The sequence below is a fragment of the Actinacidiphila epipremni genome (assembly GCF_012034175.1).
Taxonomy (GTDB): domain Bacteria; phylum Actinomycetota; class Actinomycetes; order Streptomycetales; family Streptomycetaceae; genus Actinacidiphila; species Actinacidiphila epipremni.
In genome coordinates this window covers 300,183-319,937 of record NZ_JAATEJ010000003.1, presented here as the reverse complement: position 1 = coordinate 319,937, position 19,755 = coordinate 300,183, and the positions used below count along the sequence as shown (strand labels likewise).

The following is a 19,755-nucleotide window of genomic DNA, read 5'->3' as shown; positions in this document are numbered from 1 at the left end:
TTACCCTTCGGCCCTCCTCCCGAGCTCCGGGCGCGACCGGGTGACCAGCGCCGCCAGCAGCCCCGCACCCACCGGCACGCCCACCACGAGCAGCGCCAGCGTCTCCCAGGGGATCGCCACCGGCACATGCGGCACATTGCTCCCGTCGGACCAGCCGGCCATGAGCATCCGGCGGTATTCGTTCCACTGGTGCCGTTTCTCCACCCGCCGCAGCGCCACGGCGGGCAGCACACCGGCGATCGACCCCAGCACCACACCCATCGCCGCGACCACCGCGCACTGGAAGCCGGACAGTGTCCGCCGCAACCGGCCCGCCGCCCCGATCGCCGCCAGCGTCCGCAGGTCGGGCTCCGCGTCGGCCTGCGCGAGCCCCGTGGTTATCCCGGAGGCACCGATCGTGATCAGGCCCGCGAAGAGCGTCAGCGCCAGCAGGATCACCCCGCCGTTCCCCTCGTATCCGCGCTCCAGATACACCTGCGCCCGGGTGCCGATCTTGGCCACGTCCTCGTTGAGCGCCTGCCGCTGCGCGTCGGTCGGCATGCTCGCGGTCGTGAAGAACGACCCGGCCGGCGTCGTCGTCATCCCCGCCGCGTCGGCCGCCCGCTGCGGCACGACCGCCGTGACCCCGTACGACTGGGACTGCGCCGACAGATACGCCGGCAGCGCCTTCACCGGCCCCTTCGGCTCCGCACCGTCCTCGGGGACGTCCGTCGAGTCGGCGACCAGCTTGATCTTGAACGTCCCGTGATCGGCGTACGCCCGGTCGAACAGCACCGTCTCACCGCGGGCCAGCGCCTGCTCCGCCGCGCCGTCCCTGATCCCCAGCGCGTGCAGCACCCCGGGCCCGCCGACCAGCACCCCGCCCTCCGTCCCGATCGCCGCAGGCCGCCCCGGCCGGTCGCACCGCCAGTCGGTCATCAGCTTGTCGGCCTGCGCTCTCGTCAACGGCCCGATGTCCTGCCGCGACGACGGGCACTTATTGGCCTCCGGCATCACCGGCTGCACCGAACCGCACTTCTCCGCGCCGTCCCCGGTCGCGCACTCCGGCGGCCCCACGTAGATCCGTGACACGTCCACCCGGCCCGTGACCGGATAGTGCTTGGCCACCACGGCCCGCACCTGCCCGAGGTCGCGCTGCGCGTCCCCGTACGCCGACACCGCCACCGCCCCGCGCGGCAGCTCCGCCTGGTACGACTGCCGGTCCTCCACCGACTTGCTCGCCGCATACGTCGCCACCGCGACCGAGCCCGCCACCGCCGCCAGCACCGCCGCCACCGCCGGCGCCGTGCGCCCCCGGTTGCGCACCGCGTCCCGCAGCGCCAGCCGGGGCGCCACCGGCAGCCACCTGCCGAGCCGCCCGAACAACCCGACCAGCACCGACGTCATCATCGCCAGCCCGATCTCCGCCAGGCCGGACCCCAGCACCGCCGTGTAGATGTTGTCGGCCCGCGCCGTCGCGTAGAAGACGACGGCCACCCCGAGGCACAGCAGGAACAGCCCCGCCGTCGGCAGCATGCGGCTGGCCCGCCGCACCCCGCGCCGCCCGGTGAGCGACGCCAGCACGCTCTGCCGCGACGCCGCCACCGCCGGCACCACCGCGGCGAGCACCCCGGTGAGCACCGCCAGCCCGCCGATCGCCGCCAACTCCAGCGGCTCCAGCCGCAGTCCGCCGAAGCGCTTGCCGACGTAGCCTTCCAGCGGCCCCCGCAGCACCTCGGTCAGCGCCACCCCGAGCAGCGTGCCGACCACGGCCGCCGCGACTCCGATCACCAGCCCGCTGGAGATCACGATGGCCCTGACGTGCCTGCGGTCACCGCCGTTGGCCCCCACCAGCCCGAGCTGCCGCCGCGACCGGCGCGCCCCCACCGCGAAGGCCGGGCCCGCCAGCAGGCAGATCTCCAGCATGCTCAGGCTCACGATGGTCACGCCCACCGCGACCGCCTCCGCCCGCCCGTTGTCCCCGCCGTACTGCGACTTCCCGTAACTCGGCAGCACCTGGTAGAGCGGCACATCCGCCCTGGCCGGCGGGTGCTCGCGCACCACCCGCGAATCGCCCAGCACACCCAGCGTGTTGGCGTGCTTGACCATGTCCCAGGTGAAGTCGCCCTCGACCGACACCAGATACGACGGCGAGGGCGCGAACCACATGTCCTTCGACGTGGCCGGCGACTTCTTGTAGGGCTCGATGAAGGCACCCGGCAACGCGTCCAGCTGCTCGGTGTCCAGCTCGCTCGGCAGCTCGTACGCCCCGACGATCGTGTACGACCGCCCGAGCCCGCGCACCTTGACCTGCGAACCGATGTGCAGGCCGCTGGACTTGAGGAACGCCGTGGTCGCGCTCATCTCTCCCGCCGTGCGCGGGAAGCGCCCCTTGTCCAGCCGGGTGATGCCCCGGGCGATCGGATCGTCGGCCTTCAACTCCCTGACCTCGACGTCCAGCAGCCCGTACTTCGTCATCACCGGCGCGTACGTCTCGTCGTCGGTGATCCAGCGCGCCCCGGGCGGCAGCGCCTTCGTCATGTCGACCGGCGGCGACTCCCCGTTGGACTCGACCGCCGAGTCGCCGGCGCCCTTCGCCAACTCCTCGGCCTGGCGCACCGACAGCGAACCGCCGTGGGGTTCCTGGTACACCGGCTGCGGTCCGTCGCCCCCGTCGGTCAGCCGCACGTCCGCCGCGCCCAGCTCCCGGTCGGCCTCCTGTGCCACCGTCAGCTGCGAGCTGCGGATCGTCACGTCCGCGGCGCTCACCCCGATGATCGGCACCGCGATCATCGCCAGCACCATCAGGCTGCGCGCCTTGTACCGCATCGCGTCCCGCCGGGCGATCCGTACCGCCACCCGCCAGGCGTGCAACCGCCCCACGCCCGGCACCGCCGGCTGCGCCCGCCCGTTCTGCGCGCTCACTGTGCCGCTCCGCCCGCGAGCAGCGACTCCGCGGCGGAGCGCAGCGTCGTGTCCACCACCGAGCCGTCCCGCAGGAACACCACCCGGTCCGCCCACGCCGCGAACCGCGGCTCGTGCGTGACCAGGATCCCGGCCGCCCCCGCGTCGCACCGCGACCTCAGCAGCGCCAGCACCGCGTCACCGGTCTCCGAGTCCAGCGCACCGGTGGGCTCGTCCGCCAGCACCAGCCGCCGGTCCCCGACCAGCGCGCGGGCGATCGCCACCCGCTGCTGCTGCCCGCCGGACATCTCGTCCGGGAAGCGGTCGGCCAGCTGCTGCAGCCCGAACTCCTCCAGCGCCGCCAGCGCCTCCTTGCGCGCCCGCCGGCTGCTGATCCCGTCCAGCTCCCGCGGCAGCGCCACGTTCTCGGCCGCCGTGAGTGCCGGGATCAGGTTGTAGTCCTGGAAGACGTAGCCGATGCTCCGCCGCCGCAGCGCCGCGAGCTCCTTGCGGCTCGCGGTCGTGAGATCCGTCCCCTCCACCACGACCCGCCCGGACGTCGGCATGTCCAGCCCACCGGCGAGGGTCAGCAGCGTGGACTTCCCCGATCCCGAGGGCCCCATCACCGCGACCAGCTCCCCCGCGGCGACCTCCAGATCCACCCCGCGCAGGGCCTGCACCTCGGCGGCTCCCTCGCCGTGCACCCGGGTCAGCTCCACCAGCTCCAGCACCGGGCCCGCACGCCGGCCGGCCGCCGCCGCTTCCCGCGCGCCCCCGCCGCCCTCCTCCGCCGGCTCTCCCGCCTGCGCCGACGCGTACTCGCTGGACATCCCTTTTCCCCCTGCTGTCAGGTCCGGTCCACTCGTCCCGGACTCGTGCTCTGCTCTTCCGCTGTTCCTGTCGTCTCCGGCCCGCTCGGCGCCGGGGCCGTGCGAGGCCGGCCCTACGTGCGGCCGGCCGGGGCCCGCCCACCGGCCCGCTCGGACGCCGGCGCGCTCGGACGCCGGCGCGCTCGGACGCCGGCGCGCTCAGCGCCGGGGCCGCCGCAGGGCGCCGCGCAGCCCTCCGTTCCGCGCGGAGCCCTGCGGCAGGCCGCTGCCGGCCTGGTCGTCGGTGCCGCTCTCCCCCGCGGGGGCCGCCGCCGTGTCCGGCCGGGCGCTCGCCGCGGCCCGCGGGGCCAGCCGTATGAGCCTGGTCTCGCAGTGGTCGAGCCAGCGCGCCTCGGCCTCCGCCTGGAAGATCATCTGGTCGAGGACCAGCTGCCAGGCGATGTCGTCCGCGTCGAACACGCCCGGCTCACGGGTCATCGCCTCCTCCAGCGCCTGCGCCTTCAGCCGTGTGTAGTCCTGCATCGCGCGGATGGTGTGGGAGCGCTGCGACTGGATGACCGCGCGCACGTCCACCCCGGGCGACCCCACCGCCATCGCGAGCTTTATCGCCAGCTCGTCGCGGGGCGGGCTCGTCCGGTCCACCGGCGTCGCGAACCACCGCCGCAGCTCGTCCCGGCCGTCCTCGGTTATCGCGTAGAGGGCGTGCCCGGCCTCGTCCTCGCCCGCGGGCACGACAAGGCCGTCCCGCTCCAGCCGGGCGACGGTCGTATAGACCTGCCCGACGTTGAGCGGCCAGGTGGAACCGGTGCGCGACTCGAACTCGGTACGCAGTTGGTAGCCGTAGCGCGGGCCTCGTTCGAGGAGGGCCAGCAGGCCGTGACGGATCGACATACTCAGTATGTATACCGAGTAAGGTCGGCCCCGGCAAGGGCGATCCGGGTCGCGAGGGCGTTCTTCACTCGAACGAGTGGACGATTCGGATAGGAGGTTCGGAGGGCCGGCGGGCGGGGAGACAAGATCGTGAACGGTCACCGGCAGTCACCGGCGACCGGGACGAAGACCCTCGCGTACGCCCGCGCGGGCACGTGCGCGCCTCGCGCGTGCGGGCGGGCGTACGCGAAGAGAAAGCGGAGCGGACACGGCGGGAGCGGCGCCGGGCAGCGGTCAGGCCCGGCGCAGCCGGAGCCCGAGGAAGCCGAGCCCGAGCCCGACCAGCAGCAGCCCCGCTCCGAGCGGCAGCACCCGCGCCACGTGCGGCCTGTGGGCGGCGGGTGAGGACGAGGCCTTCCGCCCCGTGACGGGGTCGGCGGGTGCGGCGCTGGTCGGCGCGGAGCCGGTGGCGTCCGCGTCGGGCACGAGCGAGTCGGCCCGGTCGCGGCGGCCGTATCCGTGCCCGCGCGCCCGCGGCCGGTCGGTGAAGGCGTGACCCCGAGGCCGTGCACTGTCCGTGACCGCGGGCGGGCGTGCGGGCGGATGCAGCGGCGCCGATCCGGAGGCCGAGGGCTTCGGCTCCGCCGGCGGGTGCGGCGGTGCCTTCGTCGGCGCCGGTGCAGGCGCGGGCGGCCGGCCGGCGGCGGAGGGCCGGGCGGCAGGACCGGAAGAAGCAGTAGGCGGACGGGAAGAGGAAGAGGGAGGTGACGGCATGGACGGCATGCCGCTGGTGAGGGAGGGCCGGGGCGCACCCGGCGGAGCTGCGGGCACGGTGGGGCCGGGCGGCCGGGGCTGGGAAGAGTCCGGGCGGTCGGCGCCCGGCGGGATCCCGGGCCCGGCTCCGGGCTGCGGCCCGCCCGGCCGGGGGTCGTGCCCGGGAGGGGGCGGGGGCCGCACCGGACCGGGGGCGACGGCCGCCTCGGGTCCTGCGCCGGCCGAGCCGCGCACCGCGGGCGGACCGGCCGAGGTCCCGGCCGCCGTCGCGCTCAGCGGCCCGCGCGGGAGGGAGGCGTCAACCGCGCCGCGCCCGGCGGCAGTCGCACCCGCGGCAGTGGCGCTCGCGGGATCCGCGGCGAGCGGTGTGAGCAGCGTGGCCGCGAGCAGCACGGGCGTCGCCGTACGGATCGTCAGCGCACGCGCCGGCCATGCCGCCCACCGCACATCGATCGCCTCTCCGCCTGACCCCCGGTGGAATCAGCGTCACATGAGACGACAATTCCGGCATCCCGGGCGGGGGATCATGGCATGGCTGCGGCCGATGCTGCGGCCGATGCAGTCACGGCGGTCACACGGTGAGGAGGATCTTGCCGATGTGCTCGCTGCTCTCCATCAGGCGGTGCGCCTCGGGCGCGGAGGCCAGCGGAAGCGTCCGGTCGACGATCGGGCGGACGGCGCCCGCCGCGATGAGCGGCCAGACGTGCTCGCGGACCGCCGCGACGATGGCCGCCTTCTCCTGCGCGGGCCGGGCCCGCAGGCCGGTCGCGATCACCGCGGCGCGCTTGGCCATCAGCCGGGCGAGGTCGAGTTCGGCCTTGACGCCGCCCTGCATGCCGATGACGACGAGCCGGCCGTTGAACGCCAGCGCCTCGATGTTGCGCTCCAGGTACTTGGCGCCCATCACGTCCAGGATGACGTCGGCCCCGTGCTCGCCGAGCTGCTCGACGAAGTCCTGCTCCCGGTAGTTGACGAGGATGTCGGCGCCGAGGTCGCGGCAGAAGGCGAGCTTGTGCGCGCTGCCCGCGGTGGTCGCGACCGTCGCCCCGACCGCCTTGCCCAGCTGGACGGCCATGGTCCCGATGCCGCTGGAGCCGCCGTGCACGAGCAGCGTCTCACCGGGCCGCAGGTGGGCGATCTGGAAGACGTTGGACCAGACCGTCGCGGTGACCTCGGGCAGCGCCGCGGCCGTCACCAGGTCGACGCCCTCGGGGAGCGGCAGCAACTGCCCGGCGGGGACGACGACACGCTCGGCGTAGCCGCCGCCGGCGAGCAGCGCGCACACCTCCTGGCCGACCGTCCAGCCGGTCACGCCCGGGCCGAGTTCCGCGACGCGGCCGGAGCATTCGAGGCCGGGGTAGGGGGAGGCGCCGGGCGGCGGGTCGTAGAAGCCCTGCCGCTGGAGGATATCGGCGCGGTTCACGGCCGAGGCCGCGACCTCGACCAGCACTTCGCCGGGACCGGGCTCGGGGTCGGGGACGTCGGCAAGGACCAGCGCATCGGGCCCGCCGGGCTCGTCAATGGTGATCGCACGCATGCCCCGACCCTACGGGACGGGCGTGCGGGAGCCCGGTCGGCGTCCCGGTCAGCCGAGGGCCGCGTCGGGCCGGCTGCCGGACCGGCAGATGGTGATCAGCCGGTCGGTGGGCCGCAGGGGCGAGGCTTCGGGGTCGTCGAAGTCGAACAGCCGCGGTCCGCGGATCACCGACACCACGAGGTCGGTGATCTCCCGCGGCGCCCTGCCCACTTCGGAGGGATCGACGGGCCGCTCGATGAGGTCAAGTCCGCTGCCGTAGGTGATCAGGTCGTCCATGACGCGGCCGACGCTGGGGCTGAGCAGGGACAGCCCGAGCATCCGGCCCACCGAGCCGGAGCTGGTGATGACGGAGTCCGCGCCGGACTGCCGCAGCAGCGGCGCGTTCTCCTCCTCGCGGACGGAGGCGACGATGTGGGCGGTGCCGTTGAGCTGGCGGGCGGTGAGGGTGACCAGGACGGCGGTGTCGTCGCGCTGGGTCGCGACGACGATCTGCCGGGCCTGGTGCGCCTCAGCCCGCAGCAGGACGTCGCTGTGGGTCGCGTCGCCCGCGACGGCGACGTAGCCCTCCTCCGTCGCGCCCTGCACCGCCTTGGGGTTGGTGTCGACGACGACGATCCGGTCCTTGGGCATCCCGCGTCCGCGCAGGGTGGTCGCGGCGGAGCGGCCCTTGGTGCCGTATCCCACGATGACGACGTGATCGCGCACCTTTTTCCTCCAGCGGGTGAGGCGGAACTGCTCCCGGGTCCGTTCGGTCAGCACCTCCAGGGTCGTGCCGACCAGGATGATCAGGAAGACCACCCGCAGCGGTGTCACCAGGAAGGTGTTGGTCAGCCGCGCGAAGGTGCTGTAGGGGACGATGTCGCCGTAGCCGGTCGTGGACAGCGTCACCGTGGAGTAGTAGAGCGCGTCGAGGAAGCTCACCGAGCTGTCCGCGGCGTCGTGGTAGCCGCCGCGGTCGGCGTAGACGATCGCCACGGTCACGACCAGCACCAGCAGGGCCAGCAGCAGGCGCCGGGTGACCTGCACCAGCGGCCCGGTGACCGGGCGGGGGAAGGCGATCCGGTGGCCGCCGCCGGGCACGGCGTCCGGCGGCGCGGAGTCGCCCGCGCCGGATCCGTCCTGCGGGCTCACCCGCCGCTCCCCCACGCGGGCGCGAGGGCGCCGGTGTCCAGGACGGCCGTCTCCTGGCCCGCCCTGCCGCCGCCCGGCGGGATGACCGCCATGCCGTCGGCGGCGGCCAGCCCGCGCAGCATCGCGGGCCCGGTGAAGTGCAGCGGGCGGGCGGCCGACTCGTCGTCGAAGACGACCGGGACGAGCCGGGTGTCCACCGGGTGCCCCGGCACGTCGGTGGTGAGCGGCGCCGCGTACGGAGCGGGCACCGGGTGGCCGGCCAGCGCCCGCAGCGCCGGGGCGACCAGGGTGAGCACCCCGGAGACGGCGGCGAGCGGATTGCCCGGCAGGCCCGCCAGCAGGGGGCCGGAGGGGAGTTCGGCGAGCAGCATGGGGTGCCCGGGCCGTACCGCGACCCCGTCGACCAGCAGCCGGGCGCCGAGCCGGGCCAGCACGGGGTGGACGTGGTCGACGGGGCCGCCCGCGGTCCCGCCGGTGGTCACCACCAGGTCGGCGCCGCTCGCGGCCAGGGCGGCGTGCAGCGTGTCCGCGTCGTCCCTCAGCCGCCGCAGGTCGGTGACGTCCGCGCCGAGAGCACGCAGCCACGACGGCAGCATGGGGCCGAGCGCGTCGCGGACCCGGCCGGCCCGCGGCAGGCCGTGGTCGAGCAGTTCGTCGCCGAGGACGAGGATCTCCACCCGGGGACGCATGGTGACGGTCAGTTCGTCGTATCCGGCGGCAGCCGCGAGCCCCAGCACCGCGGGGGTGACGACGGCGCCGGCGGGCAGCAGTTCGTCGCCGTGCCGGCATTCCTGGCCCCTGCGCCGTATCTCCTGGCCGGGGTCGGGCGCGGGGTGCGGTGCGAGGACGTGCAGCCACTCGCCGTCGGTCAGGTTCCGGACGCTGCCGTGCTCGGAGCGCAGCACGGCGGTCGCGCCCGGCGGGAGCACCGCGCCGGTGGCGATGCGCACCGCGTGGCCGCCGAGCAGCGGGTCGGCGGGGCGCCGCTGGCCCGCGAGCACCTGGCCTCGCAGCCGCCACGGGCCGGGGCCTGCGACGGCCCAGCCGTCCATGGCCGAGGAGTCGAAGGCGGGCAGGTCGGTCAGCGCCGTGAGGCTCTGCGCCAGGGCCATGCCGAGGATGTCCTCGCCGAGCGGGAGCGCCCGTGCTTCGAGCCGGCGTGCCGCGTGCCGGGCGATCCGGCGCGCCTCGGGCCAGGAGACGGTGTCCTTCGCGTGCGGCACCGTCTGCTGCGCCGGGTGCGCCCCGGCGGCGGGTTCGTGGCCGAGGGCGACGACCAGCGGGTCGTTCGCGCCCGGGCGGGCGGCCCGGCCGCGGGGTGCGGCGTTGGCCAGCGCGAGGGCGTCGTCGAGCGCGCGGTCGGCGGCGTCCCCGCCGGGCCGGCCGCGGTCACGTGGGCCGTTCATCCGCCCTACTCCTCCGGCTCCGGCCAGTGCACGGCCAGGTCCGCCGCCTTCTGGGCGGCCTCCCGTACGGCCTGCGGACCGCCACCCGCCTGCGCGGCGGCGTAGCCGACCAGGAAGGTGGTGAGCGGCGCGGCCGGGCGGGCGACGCCGTGGGCGGCGTCACGGGCCAGGTCGAGCAGGACACCGGTGTCCACGGTGAGGTCGATGCCCAGTTCGGTCTTGACTGCTGCGATCCATTCGTCCAACACACGCCCATGGTCCACGATCCGCCGCCGCAAGCCACCCAGGCTCACCCCGTGGACTTCCCGCGCGGTGCGCCGGGCGGCCTGGTGGGGCGTCAGGTGCCGGGCGGGTCCAGGTGGGAGCGGGCGACGGCGACGTCCTCCCAGGTGTCGCAGTCGAAGCCGGCCCGGCCGGTGGGGTCGGGGATGCGGCGCAGGGTCAGTTCGCGGGTGAGCAGGCGCAAGGGGAGTCCGGTGAGGGTGCCGTGCTCGGAGCGCAGGAGGGCGGTCTCGCGGCGCAGGGGCTCGGCGCGGTAGGCGGCGGTGAGCGGCTGGTCGCGGCCGTCGGGGTCGGTGAGCAGAACGCCTTCGCAGTCGGGGGTGAGGGCGCCGGTCAGGGCGGTGACCGCCTCGGCGGTGAGGAAGGGCAGGTCGGCGGCGAGCAGCAGCACCACCGATGGCCGGCCGGGCCCGGTGAGGGCGGCGAGTCCGGCGTCGAGGGCGGGCAGCGGGCCGCCGCCGGCGGGCTGCTCCCTGGTCCAGTGCACGGGCCGGGCGGTGGGCCGGCGCGGGCCGACCACGACGGTACGGCCCGCGCCCGCGCACGCGGCGAGCACCCGGTCGAGCAGGCTGCGTCCGCCGACCGCGAGCGCCGGCTTGTCCGTGCCGCCCAGCCGGCGGGCGGCACCGCCGGCGAGGACCAGCGCGTCGTAGCTCGTCGTCATGCCCGTGAGTATCCCCCGGCCCGGGTGCGCCGCTTGGGCGCGCGGTCCGGGCGCGGGGCCCGGGTGCGCGGTCCGGGCGCGGGGCCCGGATGCGCGGTCCGGGCCGGGGGAAAGCCCGGGGAAGGGGGTCACACCGCGGCGAGCAGCATCGCCGGCTGTTCGACGCAGTCCGCGACGAAGCGCAGGAAGCCGCCCGCGGTGCCGCCGTCGCACACTCGGTGGTCGAAGGTGAAGGAGAGCTGCACCACCTGGCGGACCGCCAGTTCGCCTTGGTGCACCCAGGGTTTGGCGACGATCCGGCCGACGCCGAGCATCGCGGCCTCGGGGTGGTTGAGGATCGGCGTGGAGCCGTCGACGCCGAAGACGCCGTAGTTGTTGAGGGTGAAGGTCCCGCCGGTCAGCTCGGCGGGGGAGAGCCGCCCGGCCTTGGCGGTCTCGGTGAGGCGGGCGATCTCCGCCGCCAGGGCGGTGGTGGTCAGGGTGTGCGCGTCGCGGACCACGGGCACGACGAGGCCGCGGTCGGTCTGCGCGGCGAAGCCGAGGTGCACCGCGGGCAGCCGGACGATCTCCGCGCGCTCGGTGTCCACCGTGGCGTTGAGCTCGGGGTAGCGGGCCAGCGCGGCGGTGACCACCCTGGCCAGCAGGGCGAGCAGCGAGATCTTCTGCCGCCCGGGGGCGTTCATGGCGGCGCGGGCGGCGAGCAGTTCGGTGGCGTCGGCGTCCACCCAGCAGGTCGCGTCGGGGATCTCCCGGCGGCTGCGGGCCAGCTTGTCCGCGACCGCACCGCGCAGCCCGCGCAGCGGCACCCGCTCGACGCCGTCCGGCTCGGCCGCCGGCGCCGGGGCGGACGCCAGGGCCGCGACCGCGCGCTCGACGTCGGAGCGCAGGATCAGCCCTTCGGGTCCGCTGCCGGCCAGGCTCCGCAGGTCGAGGCCGTGCTCCCGGGCGATCCGCCGGACCAGCGGCGAGATGACCGCCACGGGCCCGTCGCCGGCCGCAGGTGCGGGAGCCGGCGCAACAGGGGCCAGGGCAGGGGCGGTGGCCGGCGCAGGGGCCGACGCCGCGCCCGTACGGTCGGCCGGGGCGCCCTCGACCGGCGTGCGGCCCGCGCCGCCGGGACGCGTACCGTCCACCGGGACGCCGTCGACCGCGGTACGGCCGGCGCCGGGTGCCGTGCCGCCCGCGCGCAGCCGTGAGCGGCGGCGGCCTGCGGCCGTACCCGTGCCGTAGCCGACCAGGACGGCGCCCGAGCCCTGCCCACCGGCGGCGCCATCGGCCTCGTCCGGCTCGGCGGCGGAGGAGCCGACGGCGACGGTGACCAGCGGGCGGCCCACCGCGAGCGAGTCGCCCTCCTCGCCGAAGCGGGCGGTCACGACCCCGCCGTAGGGGCACGGCACCTCGACGACGGCCTTGGCCGTCTCCACCTCCACCACCGGCTGGTCCACCGCGACGACCTCGCCGACCTGCACCAGCCAGCGGACGATCTCCGCCTCCGTCAGCCCTTCCCCGAGGTCGGGCAGGGTGAACTCGCGCACGACGGCCATCAGTCCTCCCACTGCAGCCGGCCGACGGCGTCGAGGATGCGGTCCACGCCGGGCAGATGGTGCCGCTCCAGCATCGGCGGCGGGTAGGGGATGTCAAAGCCGGTGACCCGCAGCACGGGCGCCTCCAGGTGGTGGAAGCAGCGTTCGGTCAGCCGCGCGGCGATCTCCGCGCCCATCCCGGCGAAGCCCGCCGATTCGTGGACGACGACCGCCCGGCCCGTGGCGCGGACGGCCGCCGCGGCGGTCTCCTCGTCGAAGGGGACCAGGCTGCGCAGGTCCACCACGCCGAGGTCCCAGCCCTCCTCGCGGGCCGCCTCGGCGGCCTCCAGGCACACCGGCAGCGAGGGGCCGTAGGTGACGAGCGTCGCCGTGCGGCCGGTGCGGCGCACCACCGCCCGGCCGATCGGCGGGACGGCGGCCGGCTCCTGCGGCGACCAGTCGGCCTTGGACCAGTAGAGCCGCTTGGGCTCCAGGAAGATCACCGGATCGTCCGACGCGATCGCGGCCCGCAGCATCCCATAGGCGTCCTCGACCGTCGCCGGGGTGAGCACATGCAGGCCGGGAGTGTGCGCGTAGTACGCCTCGGAGGAGTCGCTGTGGTGCTCCACACCGCCGATGCCGCCGCCGTACGGGATGCGCACGGTGATCGGCAGCGGCAGGGCGCCGCGGGTGCGGTTGCGCATCCGGGCGACGTGGCTGACGAGCTGCTCGAACGCCGGGTAGGCGAACGCGTCGAACTGCATCTCCACGACCGGCCGCAGCCCGTACATGGCCATGCCGACGGCCGCGCCGAGGATGCCGGCCTCGGCGAGCGGGGTGTCGGTACAGCGGTCCTCGCCGAAGTCCTTGGCGAGGCCGTCGGTGACGCGGAAGACGCCGCCGAGGGTGCCGACGTCCTCGCCCATGACGTGCACCGCCGGGTCGGCTGCCAGGGCGTCGCGCAGCGCCTGGTTGAGGGCCTGCGCCATGGTCGCGGACCGGCGGGCGGGCGCCTCGGGCCGGCCCTGCGCGGTGGTGGCGGTGGTCATGAGCGCGGCTCCGCAACCTGCGCGCGGTCCGCTTCCGCCTCGGCCGCCAGCTCGGCCCGCAACTGCGCCGCCTGCTCGCGCAGTTGGGGTGTCTGCTCGGCATATACGTGGGCGAAGAGCTCCATCGGGTCGAGCGCCGGGTCGGCGTGCATGCGCTCCCGCAGGTCGGCGGCCAGCGTCTCGGCCTCGTCGGCCGCGCGCTGCCGCCCGTCGTCGTCGAGCAGTCCGCGGGCGGTCATCTCCCGCTCCAGCAGCTCGATCGGGTCATGGGCACGCCAGGCGGCGACCTCGTCGTCGTCGCGGTAGCGGGTCGCGTCGTCGGCGTTGGTGTGGGCGTCGATCCGGTAGGTGACCGCCTCGACCAGCGTGGGCCCGCCGCCGTCGCGGGCGCGGTTCATCGCGTCGGTGAGCACCCGGTGCACGGCCGGCGCGTCGTTGCCGTCCACCAGCCGGCCCGGCATGCCGTAGCCGACGGCCTTGTGGGCGAAGGTGGGGGCCGCGGTCTGCTTGGCCAGCGGCACGGAGATGGCGAAGCCGTTGTTCTGCACGAGGAAGACCACCGGCGCGTGCCAGACGGCCGCGAAGTTGAGGGCCTCGTGGAAGTCGCCCTCGCTGGTCCCGCCGTCGCCGACCATGGCCAGCGCCGCCACCGCGTCCCCGCTGAGCCGGGCGGCGTGGGCCAGGCCCACGGCGTGCGGCAGCTGGGTGGACAGCGGGGTGCTGAGCGGGGCGACGCGGTGGACGCGCGGGTCGTAGCCGGTGTGCCAGTCGCCGCGCAGCAGCGTGAGCGCCTCGACGGGATCGACACCGCGGGCGACGACGGCGAGCGTGTCGCGGTAGCTGGGGAAGAGCCAGTCGCGCGGGCCGAGCGCGAGCGCGGCGGCGATCTCGCACGCCTCCTGGCCGGTGCTGGACGGGTAGACGGCGAGCCTGCCCTGCTTGGTCAGGGCGGTGGCCTGCCGGTTGTAGCGGCGCCCGCGGACGAGCTGCCCGTACAGGGCGCGCAGCAGCCCCGGGTCCAGCTCGGCGGCGGCGGGGGTGCCGAGCAGCCGGTACGGCTCCTGGTCGGGCAGCAGCGGCGCGGCGTCGGCGCGTGGCCGCCAGGCGGGGGTGTCCAGCACGGTCATCGCGAGCACCTCCTTGTGGTCGGTGACCGTTGGCGTTCGGTGGCGCGAGCGGGTTCCGCTCTCCCTACCGATTGTTCGGTCGCCGGAGGCATTTTGGCTACGGGGGTGTTCTGCCTGTGGACAAACGGTTCTGCACAGCCTGAGATGGAGCCAGTACGTCCATGGTAGGGAGCTTGCGGGGGATGGCGAGAGAACAGATGGCCGGCGGGGAGCCGGCGGCACGGCCTCTGGACCCGATCGACGCGGCCATTGTGCGGCTGCTCCAGGAGGACGGCAGGGCCTCGATACGCTCGGTGGCCGAGCGGGTGCACGTCTCGCGGGCCAACGCGTACGCCCGGATCAACCGGCTCATCGAGGACGGGGTCATACGGGGCTTCACCGCCCGGGTGGACCACGAGCGGGCCGGCAACGGCGCCTCCGCGTACATCACCCTCAAGATCGTGCAGAACTCGTGGCGGACGGTGCGGGAAAAGCTCGTCACCCTGCCGGGGGTGGTCCACATCGCCCTGGTGAGCGGTGATTTCGACGTCCTGCTGCTGGTGCACACCGTCGACAACCGCAGCCTGCGCGAGCTGGTGCTCACCCGGCTGCAGGCGATCGAGGAGGTGCTGAGCAGCAGGACGCTGCTGGTCTTCGAGGAGACCGACCTCGTCCTGGGGGACCGGCCGGGGGAACGTACCGGGGAGTGACACAGGTCCGCGGCGGCAGACCGGGGCCGGCCGGCCACCGCACTTCCTCAGGAGGCGCTTCTCAGGAGGCGTACTTCTTCAGGAACGCCTTGACCTTGGCGAAGTTGTCGGGGTTGTCGAGCATGCTCACGCCGTGGTTGGCGCCGCCGACGATGGTGAGGTCGTTCTCCTTCGCCTTCGTCGTGGCCTTGCTGAGGTCCTTGGTCGAGGCGGCGAAGTCGGTGTCGCCCTCGGCGGCCATGTAGAAGACCGGCATGGTCAGGCCCGGGACGGTACCGGCCGCGTCCATGCCGTTGTAGTCGGCGGGCGCGGAGAGCGACACCACCGCGTCCACCGGCGGCGTAATGGTGCCCGCCGAGGTCAGCACGGTGGTGCCGCCCTTGGACGCGCCCATCAGCAGCACTTTGTGCGCGCCTTTGGAGCGGGCGTACGTGACGGCCGCGGTGATCTCCGCGACCTCGCTGCCGGCGGACTGCACGGCGACGACCCGGTAGCCCTCCTTGCCCAGCTCCTCGGCGTCCGGCACCCACTGGCAGACGTCGCCGTCGGCCTGGTGCGCCAGCACGAGCGCGGTGTCGCCTGTCCCGGTCGCGAAGGCCTCGACGTCCTGGCCCTCGGTGCTGGGGAAGGTCACATAGCCGGTCTTCGCCTGTTCGGGTGACAGGCAGCCGAAGTCCTCGACGTCGGCCGCCGCGGCGGCCGACGGCTTCCCGGCACCGTTTGCGCCGCCGTCCCCGCCGCCGTTCCCACCGCCGCAGCCGGCGAGCAGCAGGAAGGACACCGCGACAAGGGCGGCGCCGGCCGCGCGCAGCGCCACCGGGACTCGTACAGGAGATCGATCGTCCGCAGCCATGGCTGGATCGTGGCGGTGATGCACCGCCGAGTCAATGGTCTGGACCAATATGCGGACAGCTGCCGCACCCCGGCGGAGGCGGTCTACGCACGCAGCCCGTCGAAGGCCAGCCGTACGACGGCGTCGGCGACCTGCTCCCGGTCCAGCGCGCCCTTGGCCGCCGGCCGGTACCACTCGACTATGGAGTTGATCATCCCGAACAACAACCTGGTCGCCAGGCGCGCTTCGACGTCGGTGCGCAGGTCGCCCTCCGCCACGGCGTCCTTCAGCAGCTCCGCGACCCGCTGGTCGAACTCCCGGCGCCGCTTCATGGCCCAGCGTTCCGTCGTGGTGTTGCCCCGCACCCGCAGCAGCAGCGTGACGTAGGGAAGTTCGTCCATCAGGACGACGGCCGTGCGCCGGATGACGTACTCCAGCCGCCGCACCGCCGGGCCGTCGACAGCCTCCGGCTGGTCCAGGATGCCGAAGAGCCCTTCCAGGGCGCGCCCCACCGCGCGGTTGAGCAGTTCCTCCTTACCGCGCACGTGGTGATAGATGGAGGATTTCGAGATCCCCGCCACCCGGGAGAGGTCTTCCATCGACGTGCCGTCGTAGCCCCGCTCGTTGAAGACCTCGACGGCCACGGCGAGCAGCGAATCCGGCGTATAGGTGTCGCGCTTCGGCATGGTCATGAGGAGACCACATCCTCCTCGGCCGCCGCGCGCCGCCTCAGTGCCCGGCAGGGTGTGTAGCGCCCGCCGGAATACGCCTCGTCCAGCCCGTCCAGCACCTCGACGACGTATGCCGCGGAGATCCGGTCGCACCACTCCAGCGGACCCAGCGGATGGTTGGCCCCGAGGCGCATGGCGGTGTCGATGTCGGAGGCGGCGGCCACCTGGCGGGCGACCGCCTCGGCGGCGAGGTTGACCAGCATGGCGACGGTCCGGGCCACGATCATGCCCGGCACGGCGTTGACGACGCTGACCTCCTTGCCGAGCGCCTGGAACAGCCCGACCGCGTGCGCCACCGCGTCGGCGTGCACACCGGGCGCGGGGGCGAGCGCGACCCGGGTGGCGGCGCGGTAGTCCATGGCCAGGTCGAAGGTGATGTCCGCCTCGTCGTCGCTCCCTCCCGTGGCCAGGTGCAGGCGTGTGCCGCCGGGGAGGACGAGGCAGTCACCGGCCCCGGTGTCCTCACCGACCTCGATCCCGGCCTCCTTCAGCATCGGGACCAGCTCCCACGCCGGACCGAGGCTGCCGCGTACGGCGACCCGGGCCGGCGCCGCCGCGGGCTCGGCCGTGTGCGGCCGGTGGCCGGGATGGGCCCGGCCGCCGGGGCTGCCGTCCGCGGGGTACGGATACCAGCCGCGGCCGGACTTCCTGCCGAGCCGCCCGGACTCCACCAACCGGCGCTGGGCCAGCGACGGGGTGAACCTCGGGTCGTGGTAGAACGCCTCCCACACCGAGCGGGTCACCGCCTCGTTGACGTCCTGGCCGATCAGGTCGGTCAGCTCGAAAGGCCCCATCGGGAAGCCGCCGCACTCGCGCAGCACCGCGTCGATCGTCGCGGGGTCGGCCACCCGGTCCTCGTAGAGCCGCAGCGCCTCGGCGTAGAAGGGGCGGGCGATCCGGTTGACGACGAAGCCGGGGGTGTCGGTGCAGCGCACGGGCGTCTTGTGCCACGCGGCGGCCGTGTCGCAGGCGCGGGTCACGGCGGCGGGGTCGGTCGCGGCCCCGGCGACCACCTCGACCAGCGGCATGACCGGGGCCGGGTTGAAGAAGTGCAGGCCCACCAGCCGGCCCGGCAGCCGCAGCGCGCCGCCGATCGCGGTCACCGGCAGCGAGGAGGTGTTGGTCGCCAGCAGGCAGTCGTCCCCGACGACCGCCTCCAGCGCGGCGAAGAGCTCCTGCTTGGCGGCCAGGTCCTCCACGACGGCCTCCACCACGAGCGCGGCGCCGGCGAGCTCGGCGACGCCCTCGACGGGCACCAGCCCGGCCAGCGCGTCCTTGTGCTCGACCACGCCGATCCGGCCCTTGGCGACCAGCCGGTCGAGGCGGCCGGCCACGCCGTCGGCGGCGGCCTGCGCACGGCCCGGCGCCGCGTCGTGCAGCAGCACCCGGTGGCCGGCGAGCAGCGCGACCTGCGCGATGCCCTGGCCCATGGTGCCGGCGCCGACGACGGCGACAGTGCTGCTGCGGTCCAGTGCGGTCACGCTGTCACCCTTTCGCTGCTGACTTGCCGTCCCGGCGGAACCGGGTCTCCGGGACCTGGCCTGCGGGGCCGGTCTCCGGGGTCCGGTGTGCGGGCCCGGGGTCTCCGGGGTCGCCCGGGTGAGTTTTCCACAGGCCGGGTTTTTCACCCTTGTCCCGACCGACCATTCGGTTAATCTAGCGGTGTTGACTCCATTCCGCCCAGCTCGACGAGGAGTTGGTCCCATTGTCCGCCGGTCTCACCCCCCAGTCCCTGGCCGACCGCCATCGCGCCACCCTCGACACGGCGCTGGACACCATCAGGACGCGCGGTTACTGGTCGCCCTACCCCGAGCACCCGAAGGCGTACGCGGACGCGGAGGAGGGCAAGGCGGCCTTCGAGGCGCTGCTCGGCCACCCCTTCCTCTTCGCCGCCGAGCAGCCGGGGACGGACGAGTGGACCGGCGGCGAGCGCTCGCCGTACGGGATGGAGCTCGGCGTGCGCTATCCGCACCCGGATCCGGACGTGCTGCTGCCGGCCATGCGCGCGGCCATGCCCGCCTGGCGGGAGGCGGGACCGCTGACGCGGGCGCTGGTGTGCCTGGAGATCCTGGCCCGGATCAACGCCCGCACCCACGAGGTGGCGCATGCGGTGATGCACACCTCGGGCCAGGCGTTCACGATGGCCTTCCAGGCCGGCGGCCCGCACGCGCAGGACCGCGGCCTCGAAGCGGTGGCGTACGCGTACGCCGAGCAGGTGCGCGCCCCGCAGACCGCCGCATGGGTCAAGCCGCAGGGCAAGCGGGATCCGCTGGAGCTGCGCAAGTCCTTCACCGCGGTGCCGCGCGGCATCGGCCTGGTGATCGGCTGCAACACCTTCCCGACGTGGAACGGCTACCCGGGCCTGTTCGCCTCGCTGGCGACCGGGAACGCGGTGCTGGTCAAGCCGCACCCGCAGGCCGTCCTGCCGCTCGCGATCACCGTCTCGGCCGCGCGGGACGTGCTGTCCGAGGCGGGCTTCTCCCCCGACCTGGTGTGCCTGGCCGCGGACCGCCCCGGCGAGGGCCTGGCCAAGACGCTGGCGGTACGCCCCGAGGTCCGCATCGTCGACTACACCGGCTCGACCGCGTTCGGCGACTGGCTGGAAGCCAACGCCCGCCAGGCGCAGGTCTACACCGAGAAGGCGGGCGTCAACACGGTGGTGATCGACTCCACCGACGACTACCGCGGCATGCTCTCCAACCTGGCCTTCTCCCTGTCGCTCTACAGCGGCCAGATGTGCACCACCCCGCAGAATCTGCTGATCCCCCGCCAGGGCATCGACACCGAGGCGGGCCCGCGGGCGTACGACGAGGTGGTCGCCGACCTCGCCGCCGCCGTGGAGCGGCTGCTCGGTGACGACACGAGGGCCAACGCGCTGCTGGGCGCGCTGGTCAATCCGGACGTCAGGGCGCGGCTGGAGGCGGCCTCCGGCATGGGCGAGGTCGCGCTGGCCTCCCGTGAGGTCGCCCACCCCGACTTCCCCGGCGCGGTGGTCCGCACGCCCGCGCTGGTGCGGCTGGACGCGGCGAAGCCGGACACCGAGGAGGTGTTCATGGCGGAGTGCTTCGGGCCGGTCGCCTTCGCCGTGGCGGTGGATTCCACCGCGGAGGCGCTGCGGCTGCTGCGCCGTACGATCCGCGACCACGGCGCCATGACGGTGGGCGGGTACACGACGTCGCCCGAGGTCGAGCGGCAGTTGGAGGAGGTGTGCTGGGAGGAGTGCGCCCAGCTGTCGCTCAACCTGACCGGCGGGGTGTACGTGAACCAGACGGCCGCCTTCTCCGACTTCCACGGCTCGGGGGGCAACCCGGCGGCCAACGCCGCGCTGTGCGACGCGGCCTTCGTCGCCGGCCGCTTCCGGACGGTGGAGGTGCGCAGGCCCGCCTGACGCGGGGCCGGCCGTACGGCACGGGGCCCCGCCTCCTGG

The 19,755-nt window shown here is 74.6% G+C and carries 15 protein-coding genes and 1 pseudogene; 2 read left to right on the top strand and 14 right to left on the bottom strand.

What is annotated here, in order from left to right; translation table 11 throughout:
- The 11 genes and pseudogenes from HCN08_RS06575 to pdhA form a co-directional block, all read right to left on the bottom strand.
- Positions 1–2,904, bottom strand: coding sequence for an ABC transporter permease (locus tag HCN08_RS06575; protein ID WP_322974263.1), 2,904 nt, complete (start codon positions 2,902–2,904; stop codon positions 1–3).
- Positions 2,901–3,614 carry an ABC transporter ATP-binding protein gene (locus tag HCN08_RS06570; protein WP_322974289.1) on the bottom strand — a complete coding sequence of 238 codons (714 nt, stop codon included), beginning with the start codon at positions 3,612–3,614 and terminating at the stop codon, positions 2,901–2,903. Before HCN08_RS06570 ends, HCN08_RS06575 begins: the two co-directional genes overlap by 4 nt.
- Positions 3,615–3,911: 297 nt before the next feature.
- The gene (locus HCN08_RS06565) at positions 3,912–4,604 is read right to left on the bottom strand and encodes a PadR family transcriptional regulator (protein ID WP_167981911.1); all 693 of its coding nucleotides are present in this window, start codon (positions 4,602–4,604) and stop codon (positions 3,912–3,914) included.
- 273 nt (positions 4,605–4,877) lie between these two features.
- Positions 4,878–5,069, bottom strand: a complete 192-nt coding sequence (locus HCN08_RS06560; protein WP_167981910.1) for a hypothetical protein — start codon at positions 5,067–5,069, stop codon at positions 4,878–4,880.
- 859 nt (positions 5,070–5,928) lie between these two features.
- Positions 5,929–6,894 carry an NAD(P)H-quinone oxidoreductase gene (locus tag HCN08_RS06555; RefSeq protein WP_167981909.1) on the bottom strand — a complete coding sequence of 322 codons (966 nt, stop codon included), beginning with the start codon at positions 6,892–6,894 and terminating at the stop codon, positions 5,929–5,931.
- Positions 6,895–6,942: 48 nt separating this feature from the next.
- Positions 6,943–7,974: a potassium channel family protein gene (locus HCN08_RS06550; RefSeq protein WP_167982063.1), complete on the bottom strand. Its 1,032-nt coding sequence runs from the start codon at positions 7,972–7,974 to the stop codon at positions 6,943–6,945.
- Positions 7,975–8,021: 47 nt separating this feature from the next.
- On the bottom strand, positions 8,022–9,431 hold the full coding sequence (locus HCN08_RS06545; protein WP_167981908.1) for a molybdopterin molybdotransferase MoeA: 1,410 nt from the start codon (positions 9,429–9,431) through the stop codon (positions 8,022–8,024).
- 5 nt (positions 9,432–9,436) lie between these two features.
- Positions 9,437–10,377: pseudogene (locus HCN08_RS06540) on the bottom strand (DUF6457 domain-containing protein).
- Between the two features lie 128 nt (positions 10,378–10,505).
- Positions 10,506–11,921 (bottom strand): dihydrolipoamide acetyltransferase family protein, encoded by a 1,416-nt coding sequence (locus HCN08_RS06535; RefSeq protein ID WP_167981907.1) that lies wholly within the window; start codon positions 11,919–11,921, stop codon positions 10,506–10,508.
- Positions 11,921–12,949 carry an alpha-ketoacid dehydrogenase subunit beta gene (locus HCN08_RS06530; protein ID WP_167981906.1) on the bottom strand — a complete coding sequence of 343 codons (1,029 nt, stop codon included), beginning with the start codon at positions 12,947–12,949 and terminating at the stop codon, positions 11,921–11,923. Before HCN08_RS06530 ends, HCN08_RS06535 begins: the two co-directional genes overlap by 1 nt.
- A complete protein-coding gene (pdhA, locus tag HCN08_RS06525) occupies positions 12,946–14,076 on the bottom strand; it encodes a pyruvate dehydrogenase (acetyl-transferring) E1 component subunit alpha (protein ID WP_167981905.1) in 1,131 nt (376 codons plus the stop codon). Before pdhA ends, HCN08_RS06530 begins: the two co-directional genes overlap by 4 nt.
- Before the next feature lie 182 nt (positions 14,077–14,258).
- On the opposite strand from pdhA, the gene HCN08_RS06520 reads away from it, so the two are divergent.
- The gene (locus HCN08_RS06520) at positions 14,259–14,765 is read left to right on the top strand and encodes an Lrp/AsnC family transcriptional regulator (protein WP_167981904.1); all 507 of its coding nucleotides are present in this window, start codon (positions 14,259–14,261) and stop codon (positions 14,763–14,765) included.
- 61 nt (positions 14,766–14,826) lie between these two features.
- Here the strand turns inward: HCN08_RS06520 and HCN08_RS06515 are convergent, their stop codons facing one another.
- The 3 genes from HCN08_RS06515 to HCN08_RS06505 all read right to left on the bottom strand — a co-directional run bounded on the left by HCN08_RS06515 (position 14,827) and on the right by HCN08_RS06505 (position 17,809).
- Entirely contained in the window at positions 14,827–15,618 is a 792-nt protein-coding gene (locus HCN08_RS06515) for an alpha/beta hydrolase family protein (protein ID WP_167981903.1), read from the bottom strand.
- A gap of 83 nt (positions 15,619–15,701) precedes the next feature.
- Positions 15,702–16,289: a TetR/AcrR family transcriptional regulator gene (locus tag HCN08_RS06510; protein WP_167981902.1), complete on the bottom strand. Its 588-nt coding sequence runs from the start codon at positions 16,287–16,289 to the stop codon at positions 15,702–15,704.
- Entirely contained in the window at positions 16,286–17,809 is a 1,524-nt protein-coding gene (locus tag HCN08_RS06505; RefSeq protein ID WP_167981901.1) for a 3-hydroxyacyl-CoA dehydrogenase, read from the bottom strand. Before HCN08_RS06505 ends, HCN08_RS06510 begins: the two co-directional genes overlap by 4 nt.
- A 224-nt stretch (positions 17,810–18,033) precedes the next feature.
- Here HCN08_RS06505 and paaN point away from each other — a divergent pair, with 224 nt between their 5' ends.
- Positions 18,034–19,716, top strand: coding sequence for a phenylacetic acid degradation protein PaaN (gene paaN / locus HCN08_RS06500; RefSeq protein ID WP_167981900.1), 1,683 nt, complete (start codon positions 18,034–18,036; stop codon positions 19,714–19,716).
- Positions 19,717–19,755 lie beyond the last annotated feature (39 nt).

Bases quoted from the DNA above. Each gene is read 5' to 3' on its own strand.
- HCN08_RS06515 (WP_167981903.1), bottom strand. From the start codon at position 15,618: ATGGCTGCGGACGATCGATCTCCTGTACGAGTCCCGGTGGCGCTGCGC.
- HCN08_RS06535 (WP_167981907.1), bottom strand. From the start codon at position 11,921: ATGGCCGTCGTGCGCGAGTTCACCCTGCCCGACCTCGGGGAAGGGCTG.
- HCN08_RS06530 (WP_167981906.1), bottom strand. From the start codon at position 12,949: ATGACCACCGCCACCACCGCGCAGGGCCGGCCCGAGGCGCCCGCCCGC.
- HCN08_RS06565 (WP_167981911.1), bottom strand. From the start codon at position 4,604: ATGTCGATCCGTCACGGCCTGCTGGCCCTCCTCGAACGAGGCCCGCGC.
- HCN08_RS06555 (WP_167981909.1), bottom strand. From the start codon at position 6,894: ATGCGTGCGATCACCATTGACGAGCCCGGCGGGCCCGATGCGCTGGTC.
- pdhA (WP_167981905.1), bottom strand. From the start codon at position 14,076: ATGACCGTGCTGGACACCCCCGCCTGGCGGCCACGCGCCGACGCCGCG.
- HCN08_RS06510 (WP_167981902.1), bottom strand. From the start codon at position 16,289: ATGACCATGCCGAAGCGCGACACCTATACGCCGGATTCGCTGCTCGCC.
- HCN08_RS06545 (WP_167981908.1), bottom strand. From the start codon at position 9,431: ATGAACGGCCCACGTGACCGCGGCCGGCCCGGCGGGGACGCCGCCGAC.
- HCN08_RS06520 (WP_167981904.1), top strand. From the start codon at position 14,259: ATGGCGAGAGAACAGATGGCCGGCGGGGAGCCGGCGGCACGGCCTCTG.